Genomic DNA, 21,509 nt, shown 5'->3' with positions numbered 1-21,509 from the left:
AGTCACATAACGACGAGGAAGGGAGCGACCCGTGTCGAAGGTCGAGGAATCCATCGAGGTCGGCGTTCCGGTGCACACGGCGTACAACCAGTGGACGCAGTTCGAGACGTTCCCGGAGTTCATGAACGGGGTGGAGCGCATCGAGCAGCGCTCCGACACGCTCACGCACTGGGTGACCAGCGTCAACGGCGTGCACAGGGAGTTCGACGCGGAGATCACGGAGCAGATCCCGGACGAGCGGGTCGCGTGGACGACGGTCTCCGGGGAGGCCCGGCAGGCGGGTGTGGTCACCTTCCACCGGCTCGACGACGACCACACGAAGGTGATGCTGCAGATGGACTTCCATCCGGACGGCGTCACCGACACCGTCGGCGACAAGCTCGGCTTCGTGAAGCGGCAGACCAAGGGCGACCTGGAGCGCTTCAAGCAGTTCATCGAGGAGCGCGGCCAGGAGACCGGCGGCTGGCGCGGCGCGGTCGTCTGACCGGGCGCGGTGCGCTAACCGGCCGCTTCAGTACGGCACTCCGGGTGCCCCCAGCCCTGGGCGTTCTTGGCGATGGGCTCGCCGGCCGCGTAGGACCGCCCGCACAGACAGCGGCCGGGGAACTTCGCCTTGATCGTCCTGGCCGAACCGCCGCGCCCGGCCGAAGCCTTGGCCCCGCCGGACCGCTTGCGCGGGGCACGAGCCGGTACGTCCGGTGCGGGCGGCGGCTCCGGCGAACCGAGGCCGCTGCCCGCGGGCTCCTGGACAGTCGCCGCCTGGCTGGCGGCCCGGTCGGCGAAGTCGTTGAGCTTGTCGCCGTCGACCTGGTGGGCGGGCACGTAGCGGAACTCGACCGAGCGGCCGTCGAGCAGTTCGTCGATGCGTACGACCAGGTCCTGGTTGGCGACGGGCTTGCCGGCGGACGTCTTCCAGCCGTTGCGCTTCCAGCCGGGCAGCCAGGTGGCGACGGCCTTCATGGCGTACTGGGAGTCCATCCGGACCTCCAGCGGCACGTCCGGGTCGGTCGCCGCCAACAGGCGTTCCAGCGCGGTCAGTTCCGCCACGTTGTTGGTGGCCTTGCCGAGCGGCCCCGCTTCCCAGCGGGTCGGGGTCTCCGACTCGTCGGCGACGACCCAGGCCCAGCCGGCCGGTCCGGGGTTTCCCTTCGAAGCGCCGTCGCACGCGGCCACCACACGTTCACGCATGGACCCGATCATGCCACGGCCGGACGGGGCGCTCGGACCCCGCTGTCAGGAGACCTCGGTGACCTGCGGCATCTCGCCCTCGGTCGTCGTCACGTCGATCACCGAGAAGCTCGCGCCCTGCGGGTCGCTGAGGGCCGCGAACCGGCCGAACGGGGTGTTCATCGGTCCGAACCTGAGGACGCCGCCGAGCTTGGTGGCCCGGGCGACGGCGTCGTCGCAGTTGTCGACGGTGAAGTAGACGTTGATGTACGGCGGCACCTCGGGCGGGAACTCTTCCGTCATCTTCATGCGGCCGAGGACCATGTCGCCGTCGACCTCGAACAGGCGGAAGTCGACCGCCTCGTCCTGCATCTGCTTCGCGGAATACGGGAAGACGGCCGGGAAGAACGCGTCCGACTTCTCGGGCTCACGGGTGAAGACCTCGGCCCAGCAGAACGCGCCGGGCTGCTCGGGCGGCGCCTCGAACCCCTCGTGGGCGCCGGCCTGCCACACGCCGAAGACGACGCCGCTGGGATCGCGGCCCAGACACATGGTGCCGAAGTCGCCGACCTGCATCGGCTCCATCACCACCTCGCCGCCGTTGTCCCGGATCTTGCGGGCGGTGGCCGCGGCGTCCGCCGACGCGAAGTACAGGCACCACTGCGACTGCCCCTCCTGGCCGGGCATCGGCGGTACGACGGCGGCGACGGCCTTGCCGTCCGAGTAGGCCTGCGTGTAGTTGCCGTACTCCGACGACGCCTCGCCGAAGGTCCAGCCCAGGACGTCACCGTAGAAGCTCTTGGCTCCCTCGACGTCCGTGAACATCGCGTCGGCCCAACAGGGGGTTCCCTCAGGTTGTACGGCCATGGCTGCGGCCCTCTCCGAATCGGTGGATGGTCCGTTTCCTCACGCTAGCCATCGATGCGCCCGACCGCGCGTCGAATGGCCGGGTCCGTTTCAGACTGGACAGGAGAGGTCGGCTTTCGACGGGATTTCCGGCAGGGGCCTCGGCGGGACGGGGTGCGGTATGGCGGACGGAATGATGCGCGCGTGGTCCGTGGTGGCGCCCGGGCCGGTCGAGGAGGGCTCCCTCCGGTTCGTGGGCAAGCCGGTGCCCGTGCCCGGGACGACGAGTTGCTGCTGCGGGTGCGCGCCTGCGGGGTGTGCCGTACGGATCTGCATGTCGCCGAGGGCGACCTGCCGGTGCGCCTGCCGGGGGTGACGCCCGGGCACGAGGTGGTCGGGGAGGTGGCGGGCCTCGGGGCGGCGGTGCGCGGCTTCGCGCCCGGCGACCGGGTGGGCGTGGCGTGGCTGCGCGGCACCGACGGCACGTGCGGCTACTGCCGACGCGGGGCCGAGAACCTGTGTCCGGCCTCCCGGTACACGGGCTGGGACGCGGACGGCGGATACGCGCAGTACACGACCGTCCCGGCCGCCTTCGCACACCGGCTGCCCGACAGTCTCGACGACGTGACCGCCGCGCCGCTGCTGTGCGCGGGCATCATCGGCCACCGCGCGCTGCGGCGGGCCGCGCTGCCGCCGGGCGGACGGCTCGGTCTGTACGGCTTCGGAGGCAGCGCCCACCTGTGTGCGCAGGTCGCGCTGGCCGAGGGCGCCACCGTGCACGTCATGACGCGCGCAGCCGAAGCGCGGCGGCTGGCGCTCGCCCTGGGAGCCGCCTCCGCCCAGGACGCGTACACCCCGCCGCCCGAGCCGCTGGACAGCGCGATCCTGTTCGCGCCGGTCGGCGAGCTGGTCCCGGTCGCGCTGCGGGCCCTGGACCGGGGCGGGATCCTGGCGGTGGCCGGTATCCATCTGAGCGACATCCCGCCGCTGCGCTACGAGAGCGACCTCTTCTACGAGAAGGAGCTGCGCAGCGTCACCTCCAGCACGCGTGCGGACGGCCGCGAGTTCCTGGCCCTCGCCGCCCGGTACGGTGTGCGCGCCACCACGCACACCTATTCGCTGTCCCGGGCCGACGAGGCCCTCATGGACCTCAAGGCCGGCCGCTTCGACGGGGCTGCGGTGCTGGTCGACGACCTGGCCGCCCGAACCGGCTCGTCGGCAGGGAGCATGGGCGGCGGCTTGTGAGGCGGCCGGGCGCCCTTCACGCGGACCGCGGGTGAGCGGCGCGCGGGTCCGTCGTGGCCGACGCGTGTCTTCCCCCCGGTGCCCGGCTGTGCTTGCCTGGGGAACCGTTTCGGGCCAGGGCGGGAGTGGTCGCATGCGGAGAGCGTGGATCGTGGGTGTGCTGCTGGTCGGCCTGCTGCTCGGCGCGTGCGGGGATCCCTCGTCCGGTCCGGAGGGCGCGCCGCCCTCCCCCGACGTTCCGGCCTCGTCGGCCACCACCGAGCACCGGCGGCCGGCCGCCTCTCCGCGGGCATCGGCGAAGGCGCCCGGCGCACCGGCGAAGGCACCCACCGTGCTGTATCTCGGCGACTCGCTGGCGATGGAGAACCAGCGGGTACTCGGCGAGGAGCTGCGCCGCGACCTGAAGGCGCGGTACACCAGCGCCCCCTATTCGGGCACCACGTTGTGCGACTACCTGGAGGGCACCGGGGCGAAGTCGCTCGTACCGGACCGGGACAAGGCGGCCGCCCTGGTGCGGTCACTGCACCCGGACTACGTGGTCCTGCAGTTCTGGGGCAACGCGTGGGACTACACCTGGTGCATGGACGGCATCGCCCACGCCGACTCGCCCACCGAGTACTTCAAGCGGTACGCCGCCGACGCCCGGCGGCTCACGGAACAGATCACCGCGGCCGGCGGTGACCGGCGTCCGCGGATCGTCTGGGTGTCGCAGGGCCCGGACCCGATCACCCCCGACCGGGTCCGGCGGGTGAACGAGCTCTACGAGGAGCGGGCGGCCGCCTCGGGCGACCTCGTCGCCGACGCGGGAAGGACGGTGAGTGCCGCCGGAGCCCGCTACACCTGGGTCCAGCACCTGCCGTGCACCGACTACGAGCACGACCACCCCGACTACTGCACCCAGCCGGACCGGGACCGCACCGCCCTCCACCTCGACGACGACTACCTGCACTTCTGCCTGGCACCCACGACGTCCACGCCGAAACCCTGCCCGGTGCGCTCCCCCGGCATCCTGCGGATCGCCCGGGAGATCACGCGGGTGATCGGCGAGGATCTGTAGCGTCGGCCGCCCTTGTGCGGGCGGCCGGCCCAGCGTGGCTCACTCGCCCGCGGCCGCCTTTTCCAGGGCGGCGATGTCGATCTTGCCCATCGCCATCATGGCCTTGGTCGCGCGGGCCGCCGTCTCCGGGTCCGGGTGCGTGGTCAGCTCGATCAGGCGGTCGGGGACGACCTGCCAGGACAGGCCGTACCTGTCCTTCAGCCAGCCGCAGGGGCCGGGCTCGCCGCCGCCCTCGGTGAGCTTGGTCCAGTAGTAGTCGACCTCTTCCTGGTCCGCGCAGGCGATCATGAAAGAGATCGCCTCGGTGAACTTGAACTCCGGGCCGCCGTTCAGGGCGAGGAACCGCTGGCCGTTGGCCGTGAACTCGACGGTCAGCACGGAACCGGCGGGTCGCGGGCCGGCCTCGGTGTAGCGGGAGACGTTCCCGACGCTGGAGTTCTTGAAGATCGAGACGTAGTAGTGGGCGGCTTCCTCGGCCTGGTCGTCGAACCAGAGACACGTGGTGAATCCGTCGGTGGCCATGACTACCTCCTGGGGCGTGGAACTCGGTCATCTGTATCGACCGATCCTCGCCGCGGAACTCATCGGTCGGACCGCCGATCAATCCGGGTGGCCGATACACCGGCCGGAACTAGCATCCGGACCATGACGTCTTCCCCCGTTGGCCGGACGATCTGTCCGGCACGGGCTGGGCGTACGGCGTACCGGCGGACTACCTGAGGGAGTTCGTGCGGTACTGGCGGCACTCCTACGACTGGCGGGCGGCCGAGGCGCCGCTGAACGAGTGGCCGCAGTTCACGACCACCCTCGACGGGGCGAACGTGCACTTCGCCCACATCCGCTCCCCCGAGCCGGACGCCACTCCGCTGATCATCACGCACGGCTGGCCGGGACCGATCGTCGAGTTCCTCGACATCGTCGGGCCGCTGACCGACCCGGCCGCCCACGGCGGCGATCCGGCCGACGCCTTCCACCTCGTCGTGCCAGCATTCCGGGGTTCGGCCTGTCCGGCCCGGCTGTGGACACGGGCTGGGAGGCGGGGCGGGTCGCGGACGCGTGGGCCGAGCTGATGCGGAGGCTCGGCTACGAGCGGTTCGGGGCGCAGGGCGGCGACTGGGGAGCGGCCATCTCCCGCGAGCTGGGCCGGGCCCATCCCGACCGGGTCATCGGCGTCCATCTCAATCTGCTGCCGGGCGCACAGGCGGCCACCGAGCCGACACCGGAGGAACTGGCGGCGCTCGGCCCCGAGGAGCGGGAGCGCACGCTCGCCTCCTGGCGCCGGTGGAGCGAGTTGTTGCGCGAGGGCACCGGATACGCCGTGCTGCAATCCACCCGGCCGCAGACCCTGGCGTACGCGCTCACCGACTCGCCCGTCGGTCAACTCGCCTGGATCGTCGAGAAGTTCCCTGAATGGACGGACTCCGAGGAACCGCCCGAGGAGGCCGTGTACCGGGACCGGCTGCTCACCGACGTGATGCTGTACTGGCTGACCGGAACCGCCGGTTCGGCCGCCCGGATCTACTACGAACGGGCCCACGCCACGGACGTGCCGCCCGGCCGACCGAGCCGTCGACCGCGCCGACCGCGCTCGCCCTCTTCCCGGCCGAGCCGCGGATCCCGCTGCGGCACAAGGCGGAGCGCACCGAGAACATCGTGCGATGGACGGAGTTCGACCGGGGCGGCCACTTCGCCGCGATGGAGGAGCCGGACCTGTTGGCCGGGGACGTGCGGGCGTTCTTCCGGCAGCTGCGCGAGAAGTGAACCGGTGAAGTCCCTCTGCCCGTAGCGAATCTGCTGCGGGCCTACAAATCCCCGGCAGGGGCGGTCCCCGGCCCAGAGTGGAGATCACGGCGACGCGCACCGCGTCCCGACCACCCCCGACGACTCGACGACTCGACGACTCGTCACAGCTCGTCCTAAGGAGTGCCGATGTCTCCATTCACCGCCGGCCCGGGGCCGGCCCTGCTGCCGCGGGCGGAGGAGGGCGACACCCCTCCGACCCGGTTCGACGACCACCTCGCCGCCCAACTGCTCGGGCAGCGCATCGTCCTCCTGGGCACCCAGGTCGACGAAGTCTCCGCGAACCGGGTCTGCGCCCAGCTGCTGATCCTGTCCGCGGAGGACCCGCGCACCGACATCAGCCTGTACATCAACAGCCCGGGCGGTTCGGTCCACGCGGGCCTGGCCATCTACGACACGATGCGGCTGATCCCGAACGATGTCTCGACCCTCGCCATGGGCTTCGCGGCGAGCATGGGGCAGTTCCTGCTCAGCGTCGGCGCGCCCGGCAAGCGCTACTCGCTGCCGAACGCGCGGATCATGATGCACCAGCCGTCGGCGGGCATCGGCGGCACCACCGCGGACATCGAGATCCAGGCGGAGAACCTGGAGCAACTCAAGCGGACCATCGAGCGGATCACCGCCGAGCACACCGGGCAGAGTCCGGAGACCATCTCCCGGGACGGCGACCGGGACCGCTGGTTCACCGCCGAGGAGGCCAGGGAGTACGGCATGGTGGACCGGGTCGTGGAGTCGCTCGCCGACGTCCGCCCGGCCGCCTCGAAACGACGGATGGGGCTGTGACATGGGGACGTACACGATTCCGAACGTCGTCGAGCGGACCCCGCAGGGCGAGCGGTCGTACGACGTCTACAGCCGGCTGCTGGCCGAGCGGATCATCTTCCTCGGCACCGAGATCGACGACGGCGTCGCCAACGTCGTCATCGCGCAACTCCTCCATCTGGAGTCCTCGGCCCCGGAGAACGAGATCGCGATCTACATCAACTCCCCCGGCGGCTCGTTCACTTCGCTGATGGCGATCTACGACACGATGACCTATGTGCAGCCGCCGATCTCGACGGTCTGCGTCGGCCAGGCGGCCTCCACGGCGGCCGTCCTGCTGGCCGGAGGGGATCCCGGGCGGCGGGTCGTGCTGGAGCACGCGCGAGTGCTGCTCGGGCAGCCGGCCACCGCCGGCAGCCGGGGCACGGTCTCCGATCTCGCCCTGCAGGCCAAGGAGATGGTGCGGATCCGCTCCCAGGTCGAGGAGGTGCTCGCGCGGCACACGCACCACGACATCGCGACGCTGCGCGCCGACATGGACCGCGACAAGGTGTTCACCGCCGAGGAGGCGGTGGCGTACGGGCTGGCCGACGAGGTGCTCAGCCGACGCCTCGTGACAGTCTGAGGCGCCGGCCGACGCCGATGGGTCAGGCGGCCAGGCAGAGCCCGTTGTAGGGCGCGGTGGACGGGCCTCGGCTCCTGCCGGAGTGGCGGGTGAGCTCACCCTGCGCCAGCGACAGCAGGTCGCCGAGACCCAGGCCGAGGGCATGGGCGGCGGCCGCGAGGACCTCCGAGGAGGCCTCCTTGCGGCCGCGCTCCACCTCCGAGAGATACGGCATGGAGATCCGGGCCGCGTCGGCGACGTCCTTGAGCGTGCGCTCCTGGGCGAGGCGTTGGCGCCGCAGGACGTCACCGATCAGGTCGCGCCAGAGGGGTTCCTTCGGCGCGCGGGGGGCTTGGGGAGCGGGGGCCGACGGCACCGCGCGGGGCGGGGACGCGGCGGGGCGTTCGGACGCTGGGCGGGCGGTCCCCGGGCGGGCGGCGGGCGGGCGCAGGGGGATGACGCGGGCTTCGTTCGGCGCTTGGTTGCTCACCTCTTCAGACTAAATTCCCTGGCCCGAAGGGGAAGGGTCCGGCATTCCGCCCTGGGTGGAATCACGATCGAGAAGGGGTGCGGGAACGGTGCTGCGCGAGACGTTCGCCTCCGGCACCGGACAACTCACCGTCCCTCTGGACGAGTTCGGCTGCCCCTGCGCGAAGTCGGTCAGGGGGCGGGCGCCGCTGTGAGCCACCACCCAGTTTCTCTCCCGGCCATGCGTTCGGGCATGCGCCGTCACAGGCCGGGTACGCGCTACGGAGAACAACCGCGAAAACCGCAGCAGGATCCGAGACAACCGAGGCCGAAGAGGCAGAAGTCGAGCCGTGACTTTCGTGGGAGAGGTAATGGACACCGCCGTGATCCGGTCGAAGGCACAGGTCGTGAAGCAGACCGCCGTGACCAGGACGACGGGTGACGGACCGCTGCCAGGAGTCGAAGACCCGAAGACCGTGGCTCCGCGCGACGCGCGAGAGCTGTCCCGCCAGTTCTTCCAGCGCCTGACGCAGCTCGAGGAAGGCACACACGAGTACCAGTACGCGCGCAACACGCTCATCGAGATGAACATCTCGCTCGTGCGGTTCGCGGCCGGCCGGTTCCGGGGCCGCGGGGACGACATGGAGGACATCGTCCAGACCGGGATGATCGGCCTCATCAAGGCCATCGACCGTTTCGAGCTCGCGCGCGAGGTGGAGTTCACGTCGTTCGCGCTGCCGTACATCGTCGGAGAGATCAAGCGGTTCTTCCGTGACACCACATGGGCGGTGCACGTACCGCGGCGGCTGCAGGAACTGCGCGTGGAGCTGGCCAAGGCGCGCGAGGAACTCGCCAGCCGCCTGGACCGCGAGCCGACCGTCGCCGAACTCGCCACCCTGATGTGCATCCCCGAGGACGAGGTCGTCGAGGCCCAGATCGCCTCCAACGGCTACAACTCCTCGTCGCTGGACGCGGCGCTCACCGGCGACGGGCCCGAGGGCGGCGAGGCGGTCCTCGCCGACTTCATCGGCGTGGAGGAGGACGGGCTGCGGCTGGTGGAGGACTTCCAGTCGCTGGCCCCGCTGATGGCCGAACTGAGCGAGCGCGACCGGCAGATCATCCACATGAGGTTCGTGGAGGAAGCCACCCAGGCGGAGATCGGCGAACGTCTCGGCTGCTCGCAGATGCACGTGTCCCGGCTGATCAAGCGGATCATCGCGCGGCTGCGCGAGGGCATGCTGGGCGAGCTGGGCTGCGCCTGACCCGGATGCCTGAAGGCGGGTGCCGCCCCACGTACGGGTCCGGGGCGGCACCCGCGACTCGGCTCACTGTCCGCCGAAGGGCACCACGGCGCGTACGCGCTTGCCGACGGGCACGCGTTCGACGGCGATCTCCGCCGCCAGCGTGTGCACGATCTCCAGCCCGTGCCGGCCGACCCGTTCGGGATCCCGGGGGAAACGGCGGGGCAGTGCGGCGCTGCTGTCGTAGACCACCACCCCGACCGCGGTGTCCGTGCCCTCCAGCTCCAGGATGTACGGGCCGTTGCTGTGCCGGTCCGCGTTGGTGACCAGTTCGCTGACCACCAGGAGCACCCCGTGCTCGGTGCGGTCGTCGACGGTGGCGCACCACTCGGTCCTGAGCTGGTCGAGGAAGGCCGCGGCGAAGGTCCGCGCCTCGGCTATGGAACCCGGTTCACCGCTGTAGTGCGCCGCCCGCCGTAGCGGTTCCACGGGCACGTCGAAGCCAGTGGGTATCACTGCTCCGTCCAGGTGCTCGATCATGCGTTTCTCTCTCGGAAGCCGGACTGGCCGGACGCTGCTGCATCAGTGCTCGTACCCCGAGCCGCGCGCCGCAGTCCCCGAGTCCGCGTGACGGCCCTTACGTCGTCGACGGCGCGACGCGGACGGCCCTCCCGGCGGGCGCGCCGCGCGGGTGCTGCTTAGCGTGGCAGCGTGAGTCCGCGAACACCCTCCGAGCAGGCCGTCGTCGCCCGGCACGGCTGGCTGCAGGCGGCGGCCACCGTCCTGGGCGCGCTGATCGTCATGGGGGTGGTCGCCGCTCTGGGGCTGTGGGCGGCCGGTGCGGCCGACCTGCCGGACAACGCCTTCCCCCGGGTGGTCGCGGCGACCGTCGTCACGGCCGTCGGCGGCACGATCGAGCTGTCGGGGAACGCCGGAGAACTCGCCACCACCGAGGCGGGGCTCACCGTGACCCCGCTGTCGGTCACCCTCGTCGGGGCGCTGGTGCTCGCCGCCGGCTTCCTGCGGCCCCTGCGGCACCGGGCGGTCACCGGCGCCGGTGAACTGGTCGAATGGGCCGCCCGGATCGCCGTGCTGTGGCTGCTCGCGCTCCTTGCTCTGGCCCTCGCGGCCCGCCAGACCTTCGCGGTCTCCCTCGGCGACGGCACGCTCGGCGACATCGGTGAATTGTTCGGCCTGGCGCCGGAGGTCGGGTTCACCACGGATGTGCCGCTGACGCTGTTCTTCGGCCTGCTGTGGCTGGCCGGTGTGATGGTGCTGGCCATACTCGTGTCGCGCGGGGCTCCGGTGCCGCCCCGGCTGCTGCGCGTCCAGGAGACGGTACGGCCCGCCGCGTACGCCATGGTCGTCCTGCTGCTCGCCTGCGTCGTCCTCGGGATCGTCATCGCGCTCGTCGTCGCGGCGACGCGCGGCCACGCTGCGGAGACCTTCGCGCTGATCCTGCTCGGCATGCCGAACCTGGTCTGGCTCACCTTCACGATCGGCCTCGGCGCCACGTGGAACGGCCGGGTGGAGGGCCCGTTCGGGCTGCCGATGCCGCATGTGCTCGACCAGGTGCTGCGGGGTCAGGACGTCTCGGCGCTCAACCTGAGCACGATCGCCGAGTACGACGGCAGGGTGTGGTGGCTCGTGGTCGTGGACGCCGTACTGCTGCTGGGCGCCGCGTTCCTCATGGCGACACGCTCCCCGGCCCGGACGCGCGCCTGGCAGAACGCCGTGCACATGGCGGTCGCCCTCGCACTCACGGTCCTCGTGATCTGCCTCGTCGGCCGCATCTCCGCGCACTACGGTCTGTCGCTCCTCGGCATCGGCGACCTGGCCGGCGATCTGGCCGGAGAGGTGTTCCTGAAGCCGGAGGTGTGGGGCGCGCTCAGCCTCGCCCTGCTGTGGGGGCTGCTCACCGGCTTCCTGGGCGGGCTGCTGCCGAGGCCGGTGCGATGGCGGCGTGCGGACTAGGGCCCTTCTGATGGATCAGATCGCAGGAAATCGGCGGCGCCCCGTCGACGCGGCAGACGGGCGTGCCAGACCTCGCCTCTGCGGCATGGTCCGCCGGACAGGCCCCTGGCTGCACTGGAGGCTGGGTGCGTCGCCGCACGACGGCTCTGGCCCTGCGGTACACCCGAAGACCGCCTGGCCGTCTCCGAGTTGATCGCCCTGCACGGGCATCTGGTCGACGCCGGCGAGCTGCACCGTTCGGCGGAGGTCTTCACCCCGGACGTCGTCTACGACCTGTCCGACTTCGGCCAGGGCCAGGTCACCGGGATCGCCGCCCTCACCGAGGCGGCTCTTGCGCTGGGCGCCGCGAATCCCGTCGCGCACCACGTCACCAATGTGGTGATCGAGGAGATGGACGACGGCCGGGTGCGGGCCCGGTCCACGGGGCTGGGTGTCATGGCGGACGGCTCGTGCGGGTCCGTGACGTACGAGGACACGGTGGTGCGTGCCGCCGACGGCTGGCGGATCTGTCACGCAGGGTGCTGGCGCGGCGCGTGCCGCTGAACGGGCTGGGACAGGCCTGACGGTCCGGCACTCCCGCGGGACGCGGCTCAGGCGACGGGCGTGAACAGCGCCGCGGCGGTCCGCTGCATGCGTAGGGCGTCGACCGACTCGGCCAGCAGTTCGTACTCGGTGGTGTCGTCACTGGCGGCGATCCGTACCAGCCGTCCCGCCGCCAACTCGTCGGCGACCAGCTCCTGTTGGGCCATGTCCCCGCACCAGGCGCGCAGCATGGCGGGCACGTCGGGCACGGTGTCGGCGACCGGGGCGAGCGCGCCGGGCGGGAAGTGCCCGGCCTCGGGCTGGGGGTCTAATCGCTCGGCGATCCAGGAGGCGCGGTCGCGTAACCACCACAGGGCCAGGGCGAGGGTGGGGGCGCGGTAGGTTCCGAGGGGTACGCCGATGCGCCGACCGCCGCAGGTGCCGTACCCCGTGACATGGCACAGGAATTCGTCGTGCACGATCACTCCCCCGTTGCTTCACTAGCCTGTCGGCCGGGCCTCGCTTTCGATGCGGCTCGTGTGCTGTGCGCGGCTCATGCGCAATGCGTGACGGGAGCTTCGCTGGATGTGAAGGCTCCTAGCAGATGAGTATGTTCACTACTGAAACACTGTCACCACAACTTTCCGGCCAGTCTCCTGGCATATTCACCGCCCGGACTGGCCGAAATCTGACGAGTGCATGCCGACGCCGTCATTACCCGAGGGGTAATCGACCGCCGCGGGCCGTCCGGGCATGGTTGCGGTACCGGGTCCGCCGCGCCGCGGACCCGGTTCCGACCAGCAGATACGTCCTCGTTGGAGGCTGATGTCCCATGCCCGAGAACACCGACCGTCACGAGAGCGCCGTCGCCCGCTACTTCGAGGCCTGGAACGCGCGTGAGCCCGAGGTGCGGGCCAAGGCGGTCGCCGCCGCCTGGACCGCGGACGGCGGCTACACCGATCCTCTCGCCGACGTCAGTGGCCATGAGCGGATAGCGGCCGTGATCGCGGCGGCCCACGAACAGTTCCCCGGCTTCGCCTTCCGGCTCACCGGCGCGGTCGACGGGCACCACGACACGGCGCGCTTCTCCTGGGAACTGGTGAGCGAGGCCGACGGATCGGCGCCCGTCGCCGGATCCGATGTGATCACGCTCGACGCCGACGGGCGGATCAGCACGGTGCTCGGTTTCCTGGACCGGGTGCCCGCCGGGGCGTGAGGGACGTCGTCCGCGATGAGTTTTCCCGCTGCCGGTGGTCTCTTCAACAGGAGACCACCGGCACAGGAGGACATCATGGCCACGACCGGAAAAGTGGACGCGGAATTCACCGCCGAGCTGCGCGGGAGCCCGGAGAAGGGCAGCTGGACGTGTGTCCTGTGGCCCGCGTCCGTCGAGTTCTTCGGCACCCGCGGGTTGGTCAAGGTGCGCGGGACGATCGACGGGCACCCCTTCCGCAGCTCCTTCATGGCCCTCGGGGACGGTACCCACATGCTGCCCGTGAAGGCCGAGGTGCGCCGGGCCATCGGGAAGGAGGCGGGGGACACGGTGACCGTGCACCTTCAGGAGCGGCTCAGCTGATACGTGCCGACAGTCCCCCCGCGATACGGGTCAGGCCCTGACGATCGCGTCGATCCGCGCCAGCTCCTCCGCGTCGAAGTCCAGGTTGCGGATCGCGCCGACGCTGTCCTCCATCTGCTGCGGGCTGCTCGCCCCGACGAGCGCCGAGGTCACCCGGCCGCCGCGCAGGACCCAGGCCAGCGCGAGCTGGGCCAGCGTCTGGCCGCGGGACTTGGCGATGTCGTCGAGGGCGCGCAGCCTGCCGACCAGTTCCTCGGTGACCGCGTCGGAGTTCAGGAAGGGGCTGTCGCTCGCGGCCCGGGAGTCCTCCGGGATGCCGTCGAGGTAGCGGCCGGTGAGCAGGCCCTGCTCCAGCGGGGAGAAGACGATGGAGCCGACCTGGAGCTCGTCGAGTGCGTCGAGCAGGCCCTCGTCCTCGGGACGGCGGTCGAGCATCGAGTAGCGCGGCTGGTGGATGAGGAGCGGGGTGCCCAGCTCACCCAGGATGCGGGCGGCCTCGCGGGTCTGCTCGGCCGAGTAGTTGGAGATGCCGACGTACAGCGCCTTGCCCTGCTGGACCGCCGAGTGCAGGGCGCCCATCGTCTCCTCCAGGGGAGTCTCCGGGTCGGGGCGGTGCGAGTAGAAGATGTCGACGTAGTCCAGGCCCATCCGCTTCAGGCTCTGGTCCAGCGAGGACAGCAGGTACTTGCGCGAACCCCACTCGCCGTACGGGCCGGGCCACATCAGATAGCCGGCCTTGGTGGAGATGATCAGCTCGTCGCGGTAGGACGCGAAGTCGGCCTTCAGGGCCTCGCCGAAGGCGGACTCGGCGGCGCCCGGCGGCGGGCCGTAGTTGTTGGCCAGGTCGAAGTGGGTGACGCCGAGGTCGAAGGCGCGGCGCAGGATGGCGCGCTGCGTCTCGACGGTCCGGTCGGCGGGGCCGAAGTTGTGCCACAGGCCGAGCGACAGCGCGGGAAGCTTCAGGCCGCTGCGTCCGGTGCGCCGGTAGGGCATGTCCGCGTAGCGGTCGGGGTGTGCGGTGTACAACGCGACTCCAGAGGGGTTGGCACACGAAGGTCGGTTTCCGATGAACCGGTATCCACTCTTTCGCGACCTGCTGGCAGTGGTCCAACAGGTAAATCAGATGGAATTCAGCGGATACGCTTCTCAATCATGGAACTACGCCATCTCCAGCACTTCGTCGCGGTCGCCGAGGACCAGCATTTCACCCGGGCTGCCGAACGCCTCATGGTGTCCCAGTCGGGTCTGTCGGCCTCGATCCGGGCGCTGGAGCGGGAGTTGCAGACCCCGCTGTTCGTGCGGACGACCCGACGGGTGACTCTGACGCCTGCCGGGCGGGCGCTCCTGGGTGAGGCCGAGCGGATCCTGGCCCAGGTGCGGGCCGCCCACGAGGCGGTGGCCGCGGTGCAGGGCGTGCTGCGCGGGATGCTCGCGCTCGGGTCGGAACAGTGCATCGCCGGGGTGAATGTGGCGGGACTGCTCGCCGCGTTCCGGCGGCAGCACCCGGACGTGGAGATCTGCCTGCGGCAGGCGGGCTCGGGCGCGCTCGCGGAGGAGGTCGCGGCCGGGCGCCTCGACCTGGCGTTCGCCGTGCGGTCGGCGCACGAGGAGGACGAACAGCTGCGCGCCGTACCGGTGACCAGCGAGCCGATGACGGTGCTGTGCCACCCCACCCACCGGCTCGCGGCAGCCGGTGCGGCCGTCACCCCGGAGGAACTGGGCGGCGAGGTCTTCGTCGACTTCCACCCCGACTGGGGGCCGCGCCGCACCACCGACGCCGCGTTCGCCGCGGCGGGCGTCCGGCGCACCGTCGCGCTGGAGGTGAACGACGTGCACAGCCTGCTCGACCTGGTGGACGAGAACCTCGGCATCGCCGTCGTGCCACGGCACTTCCGGTCCAAGCGCGCGTCGCTGACCGCCCTGCCCGTGAAGGACACCGGCGAGACGGTGTACGAGACGGTCGCCCTGCTGCCGCCCCCGCAGGCCACCAGCCCGGCGGCCCGGGCGCTGATGGCACTGCTGGCCACAGAGAGCGCGTGACGGACGGGGATGCGCGATGGTGGAGGCATGCATGCCAAGGACATCCTCATCGACGGATACAGCCGCATCCAGGAAGAGGTCCACGCCGCCGTCGAGGGTCTCGACCCCGACGACCTGCACGCCCGCCCCTCCGACGCTGCCAACTCCATCGCCTGGCTGGTCTGGCATCTCACCCGGGTCCAGGACGACCACATCGCCGACGCCTTCGATCTCGACCAGGTGTGGCTGTCCCAAGACTGGCAGAAGAGGTTCGGGCTGGATCTGCCGCGCCGCGACACCGGGTACGGCCACACCCCGGCGAAGGTGGCCAAGGTGCGAGTCGACTCCGGTGACCTGCTGACCGGCTACCACGACGCCGTGCACGCCCAGACCCTCCAGGCCCTGCGCGAGCTGACCGCCAAGGACCTGGAGCGGATCGTGGACGAGCGCTGGGATCCGCCGGTCAGCCTGGGCGTACGGCTGGTCAGTGTCCTGTCCGACGATCTCCAGCACGTCGGACAGGCAGCCTACGTCCGGGGGCTGGTTCAGAGCGCGGGCTCGTAGCCCGGCAGGACGACGCCCTCGATGAGGGCCTTGCGCTCGTCGAACGGGAGAAACGCGCTCTTCACTGCGTTCACCGTGACCGTGCGCAGGTCCTCGACCGTCCAGCCCGCCTGCTCGACCAGCAGGGACATCTCACGGGTCATCGTCGTGCCCGACACCAGGCGGTTGTCGGTGTTGAGGGTGACGCGGAAGCCGAGGTCCTTCAGGGCGGTGATGGGGTGCTCGGCGATCGAGGCCGCGGCGCCGGTCTGGAGGTTGGACGTCGGGCACATCTCCAGGGCGATACGGCGGTCGCGGACCCAGCCCGCGAGGCGGCCGAGCTTGCCGTCGACGATGTCGTCGGTGATACGGACGCCGTGCCCGATGCGCTGGGCGCCGCACACCTGGAGGGCCTGATGAATGCTGGGCAGGCCGTGGGCCTCGCCGGCGTGGATGGTGAACGGGACGCTCTCGCGGCGCAGGTGCTCGAAGGCGGCCAGGTGGTCGGCGGGCGGGAAGCCGTCCTCGGCGCCGGCGATGTCGAAGCCGACGACGCCCGCGTCCCGGAAGGCGACGGCCAGGTCGGCGGTCTCCTTGACGCGGTCGAACATCCGCATCCCGCACAGCAGCGTGCCGACCCGTACCGGCGTGCCCGCGGCGGCGGCCTTCACCATGCCCGCCGCCAGGCCCTCCTGGACGGCTTCGACGACCTCGGGCAGAGTCAGCCCGCCCTTCAGCATCAGCTCGGGGGCGTAGCGCACCTCGCCGTAGACGACGCCGTCCGCGGCCAGGTCGAGGACGTACTCCTCGGCGGTGCGCAGCAGGCCCTCGCGGGTCTGCATCACCGCGAGGGTGTGCTCGAAGGTGGCTATGTAGCGGACCAGGTCGCCGGAGCCCGCGGCATCGAAATACCAGGCGGCGAGCTCGTCGGGGTCGGTGGTGGGCAAGGTGTGGCCGACCGCGTCCGCGAGCTCCACCACGGTGGCGGGGCGCAGGCCGCCGTCGAGGTGGTCGTGCAGCACGGCCTTGGGCAGCCGGCGGAGGGTGTCGGTGTCGATGCGGGGCGCGGTCATGTGCGTGTTCCTCGGCAGGTGGTTCTCAGTCGGTGGCGGGCTGGAGGTCGGTGGCGGGCTGCAGCAGGTCCCAGCGGTTTCCGTACAGGTCCTGGAAGACGGCGACCGAGCCGTACGACTCGTGGCGCGGCTCCTCCAGGAAGGTCACGCCCGCGGCGAGCATGCGGGCGTGGTCGCGGGCGAAGTCGTCGGTGTGCAGGAAGAAGCCGACGCGCCCGCCGGTCTGGTCGCCCACCCGGCTCCGCTGTGTCTCGCCATTGGCGCGGGCCAGCAGCAGATCGGCGCCGGCCTGCCGCAGACCCGGCCGCACGACGACCCAGCGGGAGCCGTCGGGCCGCGGGGCGTCCTCGACGAGCCGGAATCCGAGGGCCTCGGTGTAGAAGCGGATCGCCTCGTCGTAGTCGTCGACGACGAGTGTGACCAGGGCGATACGTCTCATCGAAACCTCTCGGGACGGGTGATTGACGGGAGAGGTTATACGTAAAACCTCGTGCGCGCCAGTCGGCCGGGACCGGGAGCCCGGACGGTGCCCCTCAGCCCCGGGGGCCGGTGTGCAGCACGGCGAGAAGCCCCCGTGCGCGGGTGCCGCCCGGCAGGTGCCAGGCGCCGGCGACGTGGCCGGTCGCGCCCGGCGGCAGGACGGGCGTGCCCTCCTGGGCGGGTCGCAGGACCCGGTGCAGCCGGAGTGCCGCGCCGTGCGGGAGGGACAGCTCCGTGCCCTCTGCGTCGTCGGTGGCAGTGGTGCGGAGAGCCGAGAGGGCGGGGCCGTCACCGGTGCAGGAGCGGGTGACCTCCCGGTCGGGGGCGTCGGTGGTGTTCTGGTCCTGGGCGTGCACCCGGCCCTCGATCAGGGCGAGCAACTGGGCGACCAGCACCGGGTCGTGGCAGCCGTCGTAGGCCCAGCGGCGCCCCAGCACGCCGTGCTCCATGGTGCCTACGAGGGCGTGCTCCGCCCCGTCGAGCGGGGCGCCGCGATAGGTGAGCGGCACCAGGTACGCGGCCGGGTCGGCGCCGGAAGTGTCAGCTGTGTCGGTGACCACCATGAACTCGATCCCGACCTCACCTTGCGGATCGTCCAGCCGGAACCCGCCGGCCTTCGTCAGCGCCGGTTCGCCCGCGCCGCCGGAGTACCAGGGGCGGGAGGGAAGCCAGGCGGTGAGCAGTTCGAGCTTGGTCGGCTTGAGGGTGGTGTGGTGGATGACGGCCATGCCGGAGCTTCCCTCTCTGGTCTCAAGCAGCTTGCTGGTGCAGCGCGTCGAGCGTGGCCAGTTCCTCGTCGGTCAGGCGTACGGCGCCCGCGGCCACGTTCTCGACGAGGTGGTCGGGGTTGCCGGTGCCGGGGATGGCCAGGACGTGCGGGCCCTGCTGGAGGGTCCAGGCTATGCGGATCTGGGCGGGGCTCGCTTCGTGGGCCTGTGCGATGGCGAGCACCTCGTCGTCGTGGGATGCGGTGGCGCCCTGGGAGCCGCCTTCGCCCGCGATGGCGAAGAACGGTACGAAGGCGATGTCCTGTTCGCCGCAGATCCGCAGGAGTTCGTCGGTCGCGGGGTCGTGGAGGTCGAGCCCGAACCGGTTCTGTACGCACACCACCGGTGCGATGGCCTGCGCCTCGGCGAGGTGGCGGGGCTCGACGTCGGAGATGCCGAGGTGCCGGATCAGGCCCTCCTCGCGCAGCTCGGCGAGCGCGCCGAAGTGCTCGGCGATGGAGTCCTGCCGCATGCGGCGGAGGTTGACGACGTCGAGGTGGTCGCGGCCGAGCTGGCGCAGGTTCTCCTCGACATGGCCGCGCAGGTCGTCGGGGCGGGCCGAACTGCCCCACTCCCCCGAGTAGTTGCGGAAGGGACCGACCTTGGTGACCACGACCAGGTCGTCGGGGTACGGCGACAGCGCGCTGTTGATGAGTTCGTTGGCGGAGCGCAGGGAGGAGAAGTAGAAGGCGGCCGTGTCGATGTGGTTGACGCCGAGTTCGATCGCCTTGTGCAGTACGGCGATCGAGCGCTCCCGGTCGCTCGGCGTTCCGAGGTGGAAGGCGGCACTGCCCGTCAGACGCATCGCGCCGAAGCCGATGCGGTGGACGGGCAGGTCGCCGAGTTTCCAGGTGCCCGCGGCGTCCGCGGTGATCGTTTCCGTGGTCATCGGCGGAGTGTCGCACATGCGGCGAACGTCTGCCCAGGCACGCCTCTCCGCCGGCGCTCGGGCCTCAACAGGCCACCGTCTCCTCACACTTGCGCAGCGCCTCCTGGACATCGCGGCTCCAGTTCCGCGCGGGCCGCGGAGAGGCCGACGACACGGTGTGCACGTTCGACTCCCTGCGTTCGGGCAGCGCTCCGCGCCTGGTGCGGCGGCGTTCCCGGACGGGGGCCGAGCCGTACGCGGTGACTTCTTCGACGATGTCGGCCAGATCGCCGTCCGGGAGGGGAAGCTCCAGGTCGTCGTCGACGAAGCCGACCACCGCCGGCACGTACTCCACCAGCGCCCGCAACGCCCTGGGCAGCCCCCTCCGGTCGCGCCGCAGGGCGGTGAGCACATGCAGTGCGGTGGCGATCTCCAGCTCGGTGGCCTCCCTGCTCAGGGTGGCGGGGGTGATCTCCGTGTGGCTCAGCCACCAGTCGGCCTCCTCGTCCTCGCCCATCGACCGATGGTGGAGGTAGAGGCAGTACGAGGAGACAGTGTCGGAGGCGCCGGCGCCGTACTGCCACCAGAAACGGGCGCTGTCCTCGCAGCCGGCCAGGTAGAGGATGGCTCCGAGGATCCTGGCACCGGAGGGCTCGGGCAGCGCGCTGCCGAGGAAGTTGCCGAGGCCGTGCAGAGCACCGGGCCGGGTGAGGAGCGCCTCGCACAGCGCCCGCAAATCCCGGGCCGCGGGGTGGGTCCCCGGGGGGCGGCAGGCGACGGCGGCGGTCCAGGCGTGGGCCCTCGCCCGGGTCTCGCCGATGCCGCCGGCCGCCACCCGGGCGGCGATACGCGCCTCGGCGGCCTCTATGTCGGAGCGGGTGTAGGGGGCTGTGGGCGCGAGCCGCACCCTGGACAGCAGGGTGTCCACGTCACTCGCGGTGTCGAAGGTCATGAACGCTCCGCCTCCTCCTCGGCGCACGCCGCGTAGATCTCGCGCAGACGACGCTTGGCGTATCGCTCGATGGAACGCACTCCGGCTTCGGTGATGCCCATGTGGAAGGCCACATCGGCGGTGCTGCAGCCCTCGCAGTAGCGGAGCCGGATGACGTCCTGCTGCCGTTCGGGGAGGGCGGAGATGGCGTGGAACAGTCGCAGGTTCTGCTCGATCACCTCGAAGGCGTCCTCGGCGCCCTGCAGGGTCACGGTCTCGAACACCGCGGTGTCCATGAGCGTGGCGCGACGGCCGCGGGCTCGGGCGTGGTCGATGATGCGGTTCTTCACCACCCGCCAGGCGTAGGCGGCGGGGTTGTCGGTGCGCAGTATCTGCCGCCACTCCTGGGCGAGTTGGACGAAGGCCTCGTCGACGGCCTCCTCGGCGTCCGCCCGGCAGCGCAGGCAGCGCTCGGCCTCGCGGACGTAGCGCGGGCGGTGCATCTGGTGGAAGGCGGAGAAGTCCAGGGGGAGCTTCTCCGGGGCCCGCGGGTTTCCGGCGGGACGCAGCGACGACTCCTCCCGGGTCACCGATCGCCTCCCGGCAGTCGGCGATCCATCTCGCTGACGCCCACCCGCACGAGGGCGGCCGCGACCCGGCGCGAGAGGGAGACGACGCCGGGCCCGAAGACCCGCAGGGCGAGAAGGGACAGCGCCACGTCCCGGGCAAACTGTTCGAACTGGTGGTTCACGGACCCTTCGGTCCTCTCCGCTGGCTGGTCGGGGCCCGCGGGCCCCGGAAGGCGACGGTTACACCTTCTGCCCCTACGGCGTCCGGCCGTGCCGTTTCGTGCATGCCGGATTCGAAAGTCTTTGGGAATTGGCCGTTTCGGACTACGGACCTTGCCGTTCCGGACTAAGTACCGTGGCGTTCCTGCCACTTGGCGGGCTACTTGCGCCCGGAGATGCCCGGAAGGCGACACGCGGCCGATCGTCCCATCCGGACGACTCAGCCGGTCGGCTCCGCCGCAGCCCCGTCGAGGGTGTTCACCAACCGCTCCAGCAACGCCCGCAGCAGGTCGTCGTCGCTCTCGCTCAGCACCGGCCACTGTGCGTGGACCTCACGGCTGATCCGGCGCCAGTGGGCCTGCCCGCGCGGGGTGAGGTGGGCGAGTATGCGGCGGCGGTCCAGGGGGTCGACGCGGCGGTAGACCAGGTTCTGGTCCACGAGGTGGTCGACCAGCTTGGTGAGCGTCGGCGGCGGCAGGAAGACCGCTTCGGCGACCGCCGTCATGTGGTGGCCCTCGCCGTCCGCGAGCAGGGCGAGCACCCGCCAGGCGTCGAGCGAGCAGCCGTCCTCGTCGAGGACGGCCTGCAGCCGCCGCGCGGCCAGTCGTTCGGCCCGCGTCAACAACTGCATCAGGTCCTGGGGCTGACGCGGAGGTGGGGCAGGCATCCGTCTCCTCGGTCGGGGTGCGGACATCGTACAAGTGCCGTCTTGCGAAAGGATCGTGTCCGTCTTCCCTTACCCTTCCGCCCCGCCGACCGGTCCACGAGACGGACTGGA

26 protein-coding genes and 2 pseudogenes are annotated in these 21,509 nt (G+C 71.1%); 13 read left to right on the top strand and 15 right to left on the bottom strand.

Annotation, left to right across the window (positions count from 1 at the left end; genetic code table 11):
* The first annotated feature begins 31 nt into the window (after positions 1-31).
* The gene (locus tag ABT063_RS39365; protein WP_351065482.1) at positions 32-484 is read left to right on the top strand and encodes an SRPBCC family protein; all 453 of its coding nucleotides are present in this window, start codon (positions 32-34) and stop codon (positions 482-484) included.
* Between the two features lie 14 nt (positions 485-498).
* Here ABT063_RS39365 and ABT063_RS39360 read toward each other — a convergent pair whose 3' ends face one another.
* Positions 499-1,200 (bottom strand): ribonuclease H family protein, encoded by a 702-nt coding sequence (locus ABT063_RS39360; protein WP_351065480.1) that lies wholly within the window; start codon positions 1,198-1,200, stop codon positions 499-501.
* Positions 1,201-1,233: 33 nt separating this feature from the next.
* The gene (locus ABT063_RS39355; protein WP_351065478.1) at positions 1,234-2,034 is read right to left on the bottom strand and encodes a VOC family protein; all 801 of its coding nucleotides are present in this window, start codon (positions 2,032-2,034) and stop codon (positions 1,234-1,236) included.
* Positions 2,035-2,209: 175 nt separating this feature from the next.
* Here ABT063_RS39355 and ABT063_RS39350 point away from each other — a divergent pair.
* Positions 2,210-3,258, top strand: a pseudogene (locus tag ABT063_RS39350) (zinc-binding alcohol dehydrogenase family protein).
* A 133-nt stretch (positions 3,259-3,391) separates the two neighbouring features.
* Positions 3,392-4,315, top strand: coding sequence for an SGNH/GDSL hydrolase family protein (locus ABT063_RS39345; RefSeq protein ID WP_351065476.1), 924 nt, complete (start codon positions 3,392-3,394; stop codon positions 4,313-4,315).
* 39 nt (positions 4,316-4,354) lie between these two features.
* Here ABT063_RS39345 and ABT063_RS39340 read toward each other — a convergent pair whose 3' ends face one another.
* Positions 4,355-4,837: a VOC family protein gene (locus ABT063_RS39340; protein WP_351065474.1), complete on the bottom strand. Its 483-nt coding sequence runs from the start codon at positions 4,835-4,837 to the stop codon at positions 4,355-4,357.
* Between the two features lie 137 nt (positions 4,838-4,974).
* Here ABT063_RS39340 and ABT063_RS39335 point away from each other — a divergent pair.
* The 3 genes and pseudogenes from ABT063_RS39335 to ABT063_RS39325 all read left to right on the top strand — a co-directional run.
* A pseudogene (locus ABT063_RS39335) lies at positions 4,975-6,076 on the top strand (epoxide hydrolase family protein); the annotation flags it as partial.
* A gap of 168 nt (positions 6,077-6,244) precedes the next feature.
* The gene (locus ABT063_RS39330) at positions 6,245-6,898 is read left to right on the top strand and encodes an ATP-dependent Clp protease proteolytic subunit (protein WP_351065472.1); all 654 of its coding nucleotides are present in this window, start codon (positions 6,245-6,247) and stop codon (positions 6,896-6,898) included.
* Between the two features lies 1 nt (position 6,899).
* The gene (locus ABT063_RS39325; protein WP_351065470.1) at positions 6,900-7,502 is read left to right on the top strand and encodes a ClpP family protease; all 603 of its coding nucleotides are present in this window, start codon (positions 6,900-6,902) and stop codon (positions 7,500-7,502) included.
* A 22-nt stretch (positions 7,503-7,524) separates the two neighbouring features.
* Here the strand turns inward: ABT063_RS39325 and ABT063_RS39320 are convergent, their stop codons facing one another.
* Positions 7,525-7,971 carry a helix-turn-helix domain-containing protein gene (locus ABT063_RS39320; protein ID WP_351065468.1) on the bottom strand — a complete coding sequence of 149 codons (447 nt, stop codon included), beginning with the start codon at positions 7,969-7,971 and terminating at the stop codon, positions 7,525-7,527.
* A 349-nt stretch (positions 7,972-8,320) separates the two neighbouring features.
* Here ABT063_RS39320 and ABT063_RS39315 point away from each other — a divergent pair, with 349 nt between their 5' ends.
* A complete protein-coding gene (locus ABT063_RS39315) occupies positions 8,321-9,211 on the top strand; it encodes an RNA polymerase sigma factor SigF (protein ID WP_351065466.1) in 891 nt (296 codons plus the stop codon).
* 63 nt (positions 9,212-9,274) lie between these two features.
* Here ABT063_RS39315 and ABT063_RS39310 read toward each other — a convergent pair whose 3' ends face one another.
* On the bottom strand, positions 9,275-9,730 hold the full coding sequence (locus tag ABT063_RS39310; RefSeq protein WP_351065465.1) for an ATP-binding protein: 456 nt from the start codon (positions 9,728-9,730) through the stop codon (positions 9,275-9,277).
* 171 nt (positions 9,731-9,901) lie between these two features.
* Here ABT063_RS39310 and ABT063_RS39305 point away from each other — a divergent pair, with 171 nt between their 5' ends.
* Both ABT063_RS39305 and ABT063_RS39300 read left to right on the top strand, forming a co-directional pair.
* Entirely contained in the window at positions 9,902-11,164 is a 1,263-nt protein-coding gene (locus ABT063_RS39305) for a streptophobe family protein (protein ID WP_351065464.1), read from the top strand.
* Between the two features lie 189 nt (positions 11,165-11,353).
* Positions 11,354-11,707: a nuclear transport factor 2 family protein gene (locus ABT063_RS39300; protein ID WP_351065462.1), complete on the top strand. Its 354-nt coding sequence runs from the start codon at positions 11,354-11,356 to the stop codon at positions 11,705-11,707.
* 47 nt (positions 11,708-11,754) lie between these two features.
* Here the strand turns inward: ABT063_RS39300 and ABT063_RS39295 are convergent, their stop codons facing one another.
* Positions 11,755-12,165 carry a hypothetical protein gene (locus ABT063_RS39295; RefSeq protein ID WP_351065461.1) on the bottom strand — a complete coding sequence of 137 codons (411 nt, stop codon included), beginning with the start codon at positions 12,163-12,165 and terminating at the stop codon, positions 11,755-11,757.
* 353 nt (positions 12,166-12,518) lie between these two features.
* Between ABT063_RS39295 and ABT063_RS39290 the strand changes: the two genes are divergently transcribed.
* Complete coding sequence (locus ABT063_RS39290; protein ID WP_351065459.1) at positions 12,519-12,902, top strand: nuclear transport factor 2 family protein; 384 nt, start codon at positions 12,519-12,521, stop codon at positions 12,900-12,902.
* Positions 12,903-12,977: 75 nt separating this feature from the next.
* Entirely contained in the window at positions 12,978-13,262 is a 285-nt protein-coding gene (locus ABT063_RS39285; RefSeq protein WP_351065457.1) for a DUF1905 domain-containing protein, read from the top strand.
* A 30-nt stretch (positions 13,263-13,292) separates the two neighbouring features.
* On the opposite strand, the gene mgrA is transcribed toward ABT063_RS39285, so the two are convergent.
* Positions 13,293-14,288, bottom strand: a complete 996-nt coding sequence (gene mgrA, locus ABT063_RS39280; RefSeq protein WP_351065455.1) for an L-glyceraldehyde 3-phosphate reductase — start codon at positions 14,286-14,288, stop codon at positions 13,293-13,295.
* Positions 14,289-14,414: 126 nt separating this feature from the next.
* Here mgrA and ABT063_RS39275 point away from each other — a divergent pair, with 126 nt between their 5' ends.
* Together ABT063_RS39275 and ABT063_RS39270 are read left to right on the top strand one after the other, a co-directional pair.
* Positions 14,415-15,302, top strand: a complete 888-nt coding sequence (locus tag ABT063_RS39275; RefSeq protein WP_351065454.1) for a LysR family transcriptional regulator — start codon at positions 14,415-14,417, stop codon at positions 15,300-15,302.
* A 27-nt stretch (positions 15,303-15,329) separates the two neighbouring features.
* A complete protein-coding gene (locus ABT063_RS39270; RefSeq protein WP_351065452.1) occupies positions 15,330-15,845 on the top strand; it encodes a mycothiol transferase in 516 nt (171 codons plus the stop codon).
* Here ABT063_RS39270 and ABT063_RS39265 read toward each other — a convergent pair.
* The 8 genes from ABT063_RS39265 to ABT063_RS39230 all read right to left on the bottom strand — a co-directional run bounded on the left by ABT063_RS39265 (position 15,827) and on the right by ABT063_RS39230 (position 21,398).
* Entirely contained in the window at positions 15,827-16,897 is a 1,071-nt protein-coding gene (locus ABT063_RS39265) for an adenosine deaminase (protein WP_351065450.1), read from the bottom strand. The genes ABT063_RS39270 and ABT063_RS39265 overlap by 19 nt on opposite strands.
* Positions 16,898-16,922: 25 nt before the next feature.
* Positions 16,923-17,336: a VOC family protein gene (locus tag ABT063_RS39260; RefSeq protein WP_351065448.1), complete on the bottom strand. Its 414-nt coding sequence runs from the start codon at positions 17,334-17,336 to the stop codon at positions 16,923-16,925.
* Between the two features lie 94 nt (positions 17,337-17,430).
* Positions 17,431-18,105, bottom strand: a complete 675-nt coding sequence (locus ABT063_RS39255) for a maltokinase N-terminal cap-like domain-containing protein (RefSeq protein ID WP_351065446.1) — start codon at positions 18,103-18,105, stop codon at positions 17,431-17,433.
* A gap of 22 nt (positions 18,106-18,127) precedes the next feature.
* Positions 18,128-19,033, bottom strand: a complete 906-nt coding sequence (locus ABT063_RS39250; RefSeq protein WP_351065444.1) for an aldo/keto reductase — start codon at positions 19,031-19,033, stop codon at positions 18,128-18,130.
* Between the two features lie 64 nt (positions 19,034-19,097).
* Positions 19,098-19,964: a hypothetical protein gene (locus tag ABT063_RS39245; RefSeq protein WP_351065443.1), complete on the bottom strand. Its 867-nt coding sequence runs from the start codon at positions 19,962-19,964 to the stop codon at positions 19,098-19,100.
* The gene (locus ABT063_RS39240; protein WP_351065441.1) at positions 19,961-20,533 is read right to left on the bottom strand and encodes a sigma-70 family RNA polymerase sigma factor; all 573 of its coding nucleotides are present in this window, start codon (positions 20,531-20,533) and stop codon (positions 19,961-19,963) included. Before ABT063_RS39240 ends, ABT063_RS39245 begins: the two co-directional genes overlap by 4 nt.
* Positions 20,530-20,694: a hypothetical protein gene (locus ABT063_RS39235; protein ID WP_351065439.1), complete on the bottom strand. Its 165-nt coding sequence runs from the start codon at positions 20,692-20,694 to the stop codon at positions 20,530-20,532. Before ABT063_RS39235 ends, ABT063_RS39240 begins: the two co-directional genes overlap by 4 nt.
* Positions 20,695-20,951: 257 nt before the next feature.
* A complete protein-coding gene (locus tag ABT063_RS39230) occupies positions 20,952-21,398 on the bottom strand; it encodes a MarR family winged helix-turn-helix transcriptional regulator (RefSeq protein ID WP_351065437.1) in 447 nt (148 codons plus the stop codon).
* Positions 21,399-21,509: the final 111 nt, after the last annotated feature.

Origin of the sequence: Streptomyces sp. NPDC002838 (assembly GCF_040295365.1) — a bacterium.
In the GTDB taxonomy this organism is placed as follows: domain Bacteria; phylum Actinomycetota; class Actinomycetes; order Streptomycetales; family Streptomycetaceae; genus Streptomyces.
This window is presented reverse-complemented; position numbering and strand designations above follow the sequence as displayed.

What these genes read in the sequence shown, in the direction of transcription:
- ABT063_RS39270 (WP_351065452.1), top strand. Translation starts at nt 15,330, where the DNA reads ATGCATGCCAAGGACATCCTCATCGACGGATACAGCCGCATCCAGGAA.
- ABT063_RS39250 (WP_351065444.1), bottom strand. Translation starts at nt 19,033, where the DNA reads ATGACCACGGAAACGATCACCGCGGACGCCGCGGGCACCTGGAAACTC.
- ABT063_RS39325 (WP_351065470.1), top strand. Translation starts at nt 6,900, where the DNA reads ATGGGGACGTACACGATTCCGAACGTCGTCGAGCGGACCCCGCAGGGC.
- ABT063_RS39360 (WP_351065480.1), bottom strand. Translation starts at nt 1,200, where the DNA reads ATGATCGGGTCCATGCGTGAACGTGTGGTGGCCGCGTGCGACGGCGCT.
- ABT063_RS39230 (WP_351065437.1), bottom strand. Translation starts at nt 21,398, where the DNA reads ATGCCTGCCCCACCTCCGCGTCAGCCCCAGGACCTGATGCAGTTGTTG.
- ABT063_RS39245 (WP_351065443.1), bottom strand. Translation starts at nt 19,964, where the DNA reads ATGACCTTCGACACCGCGAGTGACGTGGACACCCTGCTGTCCAGGGTG.
- ABT063_RS39275 (WP_351065454.1), top strand. Translation starts at nt 14,415, where the DNA reads ATGGAACTACGCCATCTCCAGCACTTCGTCGCGGTCGCCGAGGACCAG.
- ABT063_RS39355 (WP_351065478.1), bottom strand. Translation starts at nt 2,034, where the DNA reads ATGGCCGTACAACCTGAGGGAACCCCCTGTTGGGCCGACGCGATGTTC.
- ABT063_RS39310 (WP_351065465.1), bottom strand. Translation starts at nt 9,730, where the DNA reads ATGATCGAGCACCTGGACGGAGCAGTGATACCCACTGGCTTCGACGTG.
- ABT063_RS39260 (WP_351065448.1), bottom strand. Translation starts at nt 17,336, where the DNA reads ATGAGACGTATCGCCCTGGTCACACTCGTCGTCGACGACTACGACGAG.
- ABT063_RS39330 (WP_351065472.1), top strand. Translation starts at nt 6,245, where the DNA reads ATGTCTCCATTCACCGCCGGCCCGGGGCCGGCCCTGCTGCCGCGGGCG.
- ABT063_RS39285 (WP_351065457.1), top strand. Translation starts at nt 12,978, where the DNA reads ATGGCCACGACCGGAAAAGTGGACGCGGAATTCACCGCCGAGCTGCGC.
- ABT063_RS39340 (WP_351065474.1), bottom strand. Translation starts at nt 4,837, where the DNA reads ATGGCCACCGACGGATTCACCACGTGTCTCTGGTTCGACGACCAGGCC.
- ABT063_RS39255 (WP_351065446.1), bottom strand. Translation starts at nt 18,105, where the DNA reads ATGGCCGTCATCCACCACACCACCCTCAAGCCGACCAAGCTCGAACTG.
- ABT063_RS39315 (WP_351065466.1), top strand. Translation starts at nt 8,321, where the DNA reads ATGGACACCGCCGTGATCCGGTCGAAGGCACAGGTCGTGAAGCAGACC.
- ABT063_RS39345 (WP_351065476.1), top strand. Translation starts at nt 3,392, where the DNA reads ATGCGGAGAGCGTGGATCGTGGGTGTGCTGCTGGTCGGCCTGCTGCTC.
- ABT063_RS39290 (WP_351065459.1), top strand. Translation starts at nt 12,519, where the DNA reads ATGCCCGAGAACACCGACCGTCACGAGAGCGCCGTCGCCCGCTACTTC.
- ABT063_RS39265 (WP_351065450.1), bottom strand. Translation starts at nt 16,897, where the DNA reads ATGACCGCGCCCCGCATCGACACCGACACCCTCCGCCGGCTGCCCAAG.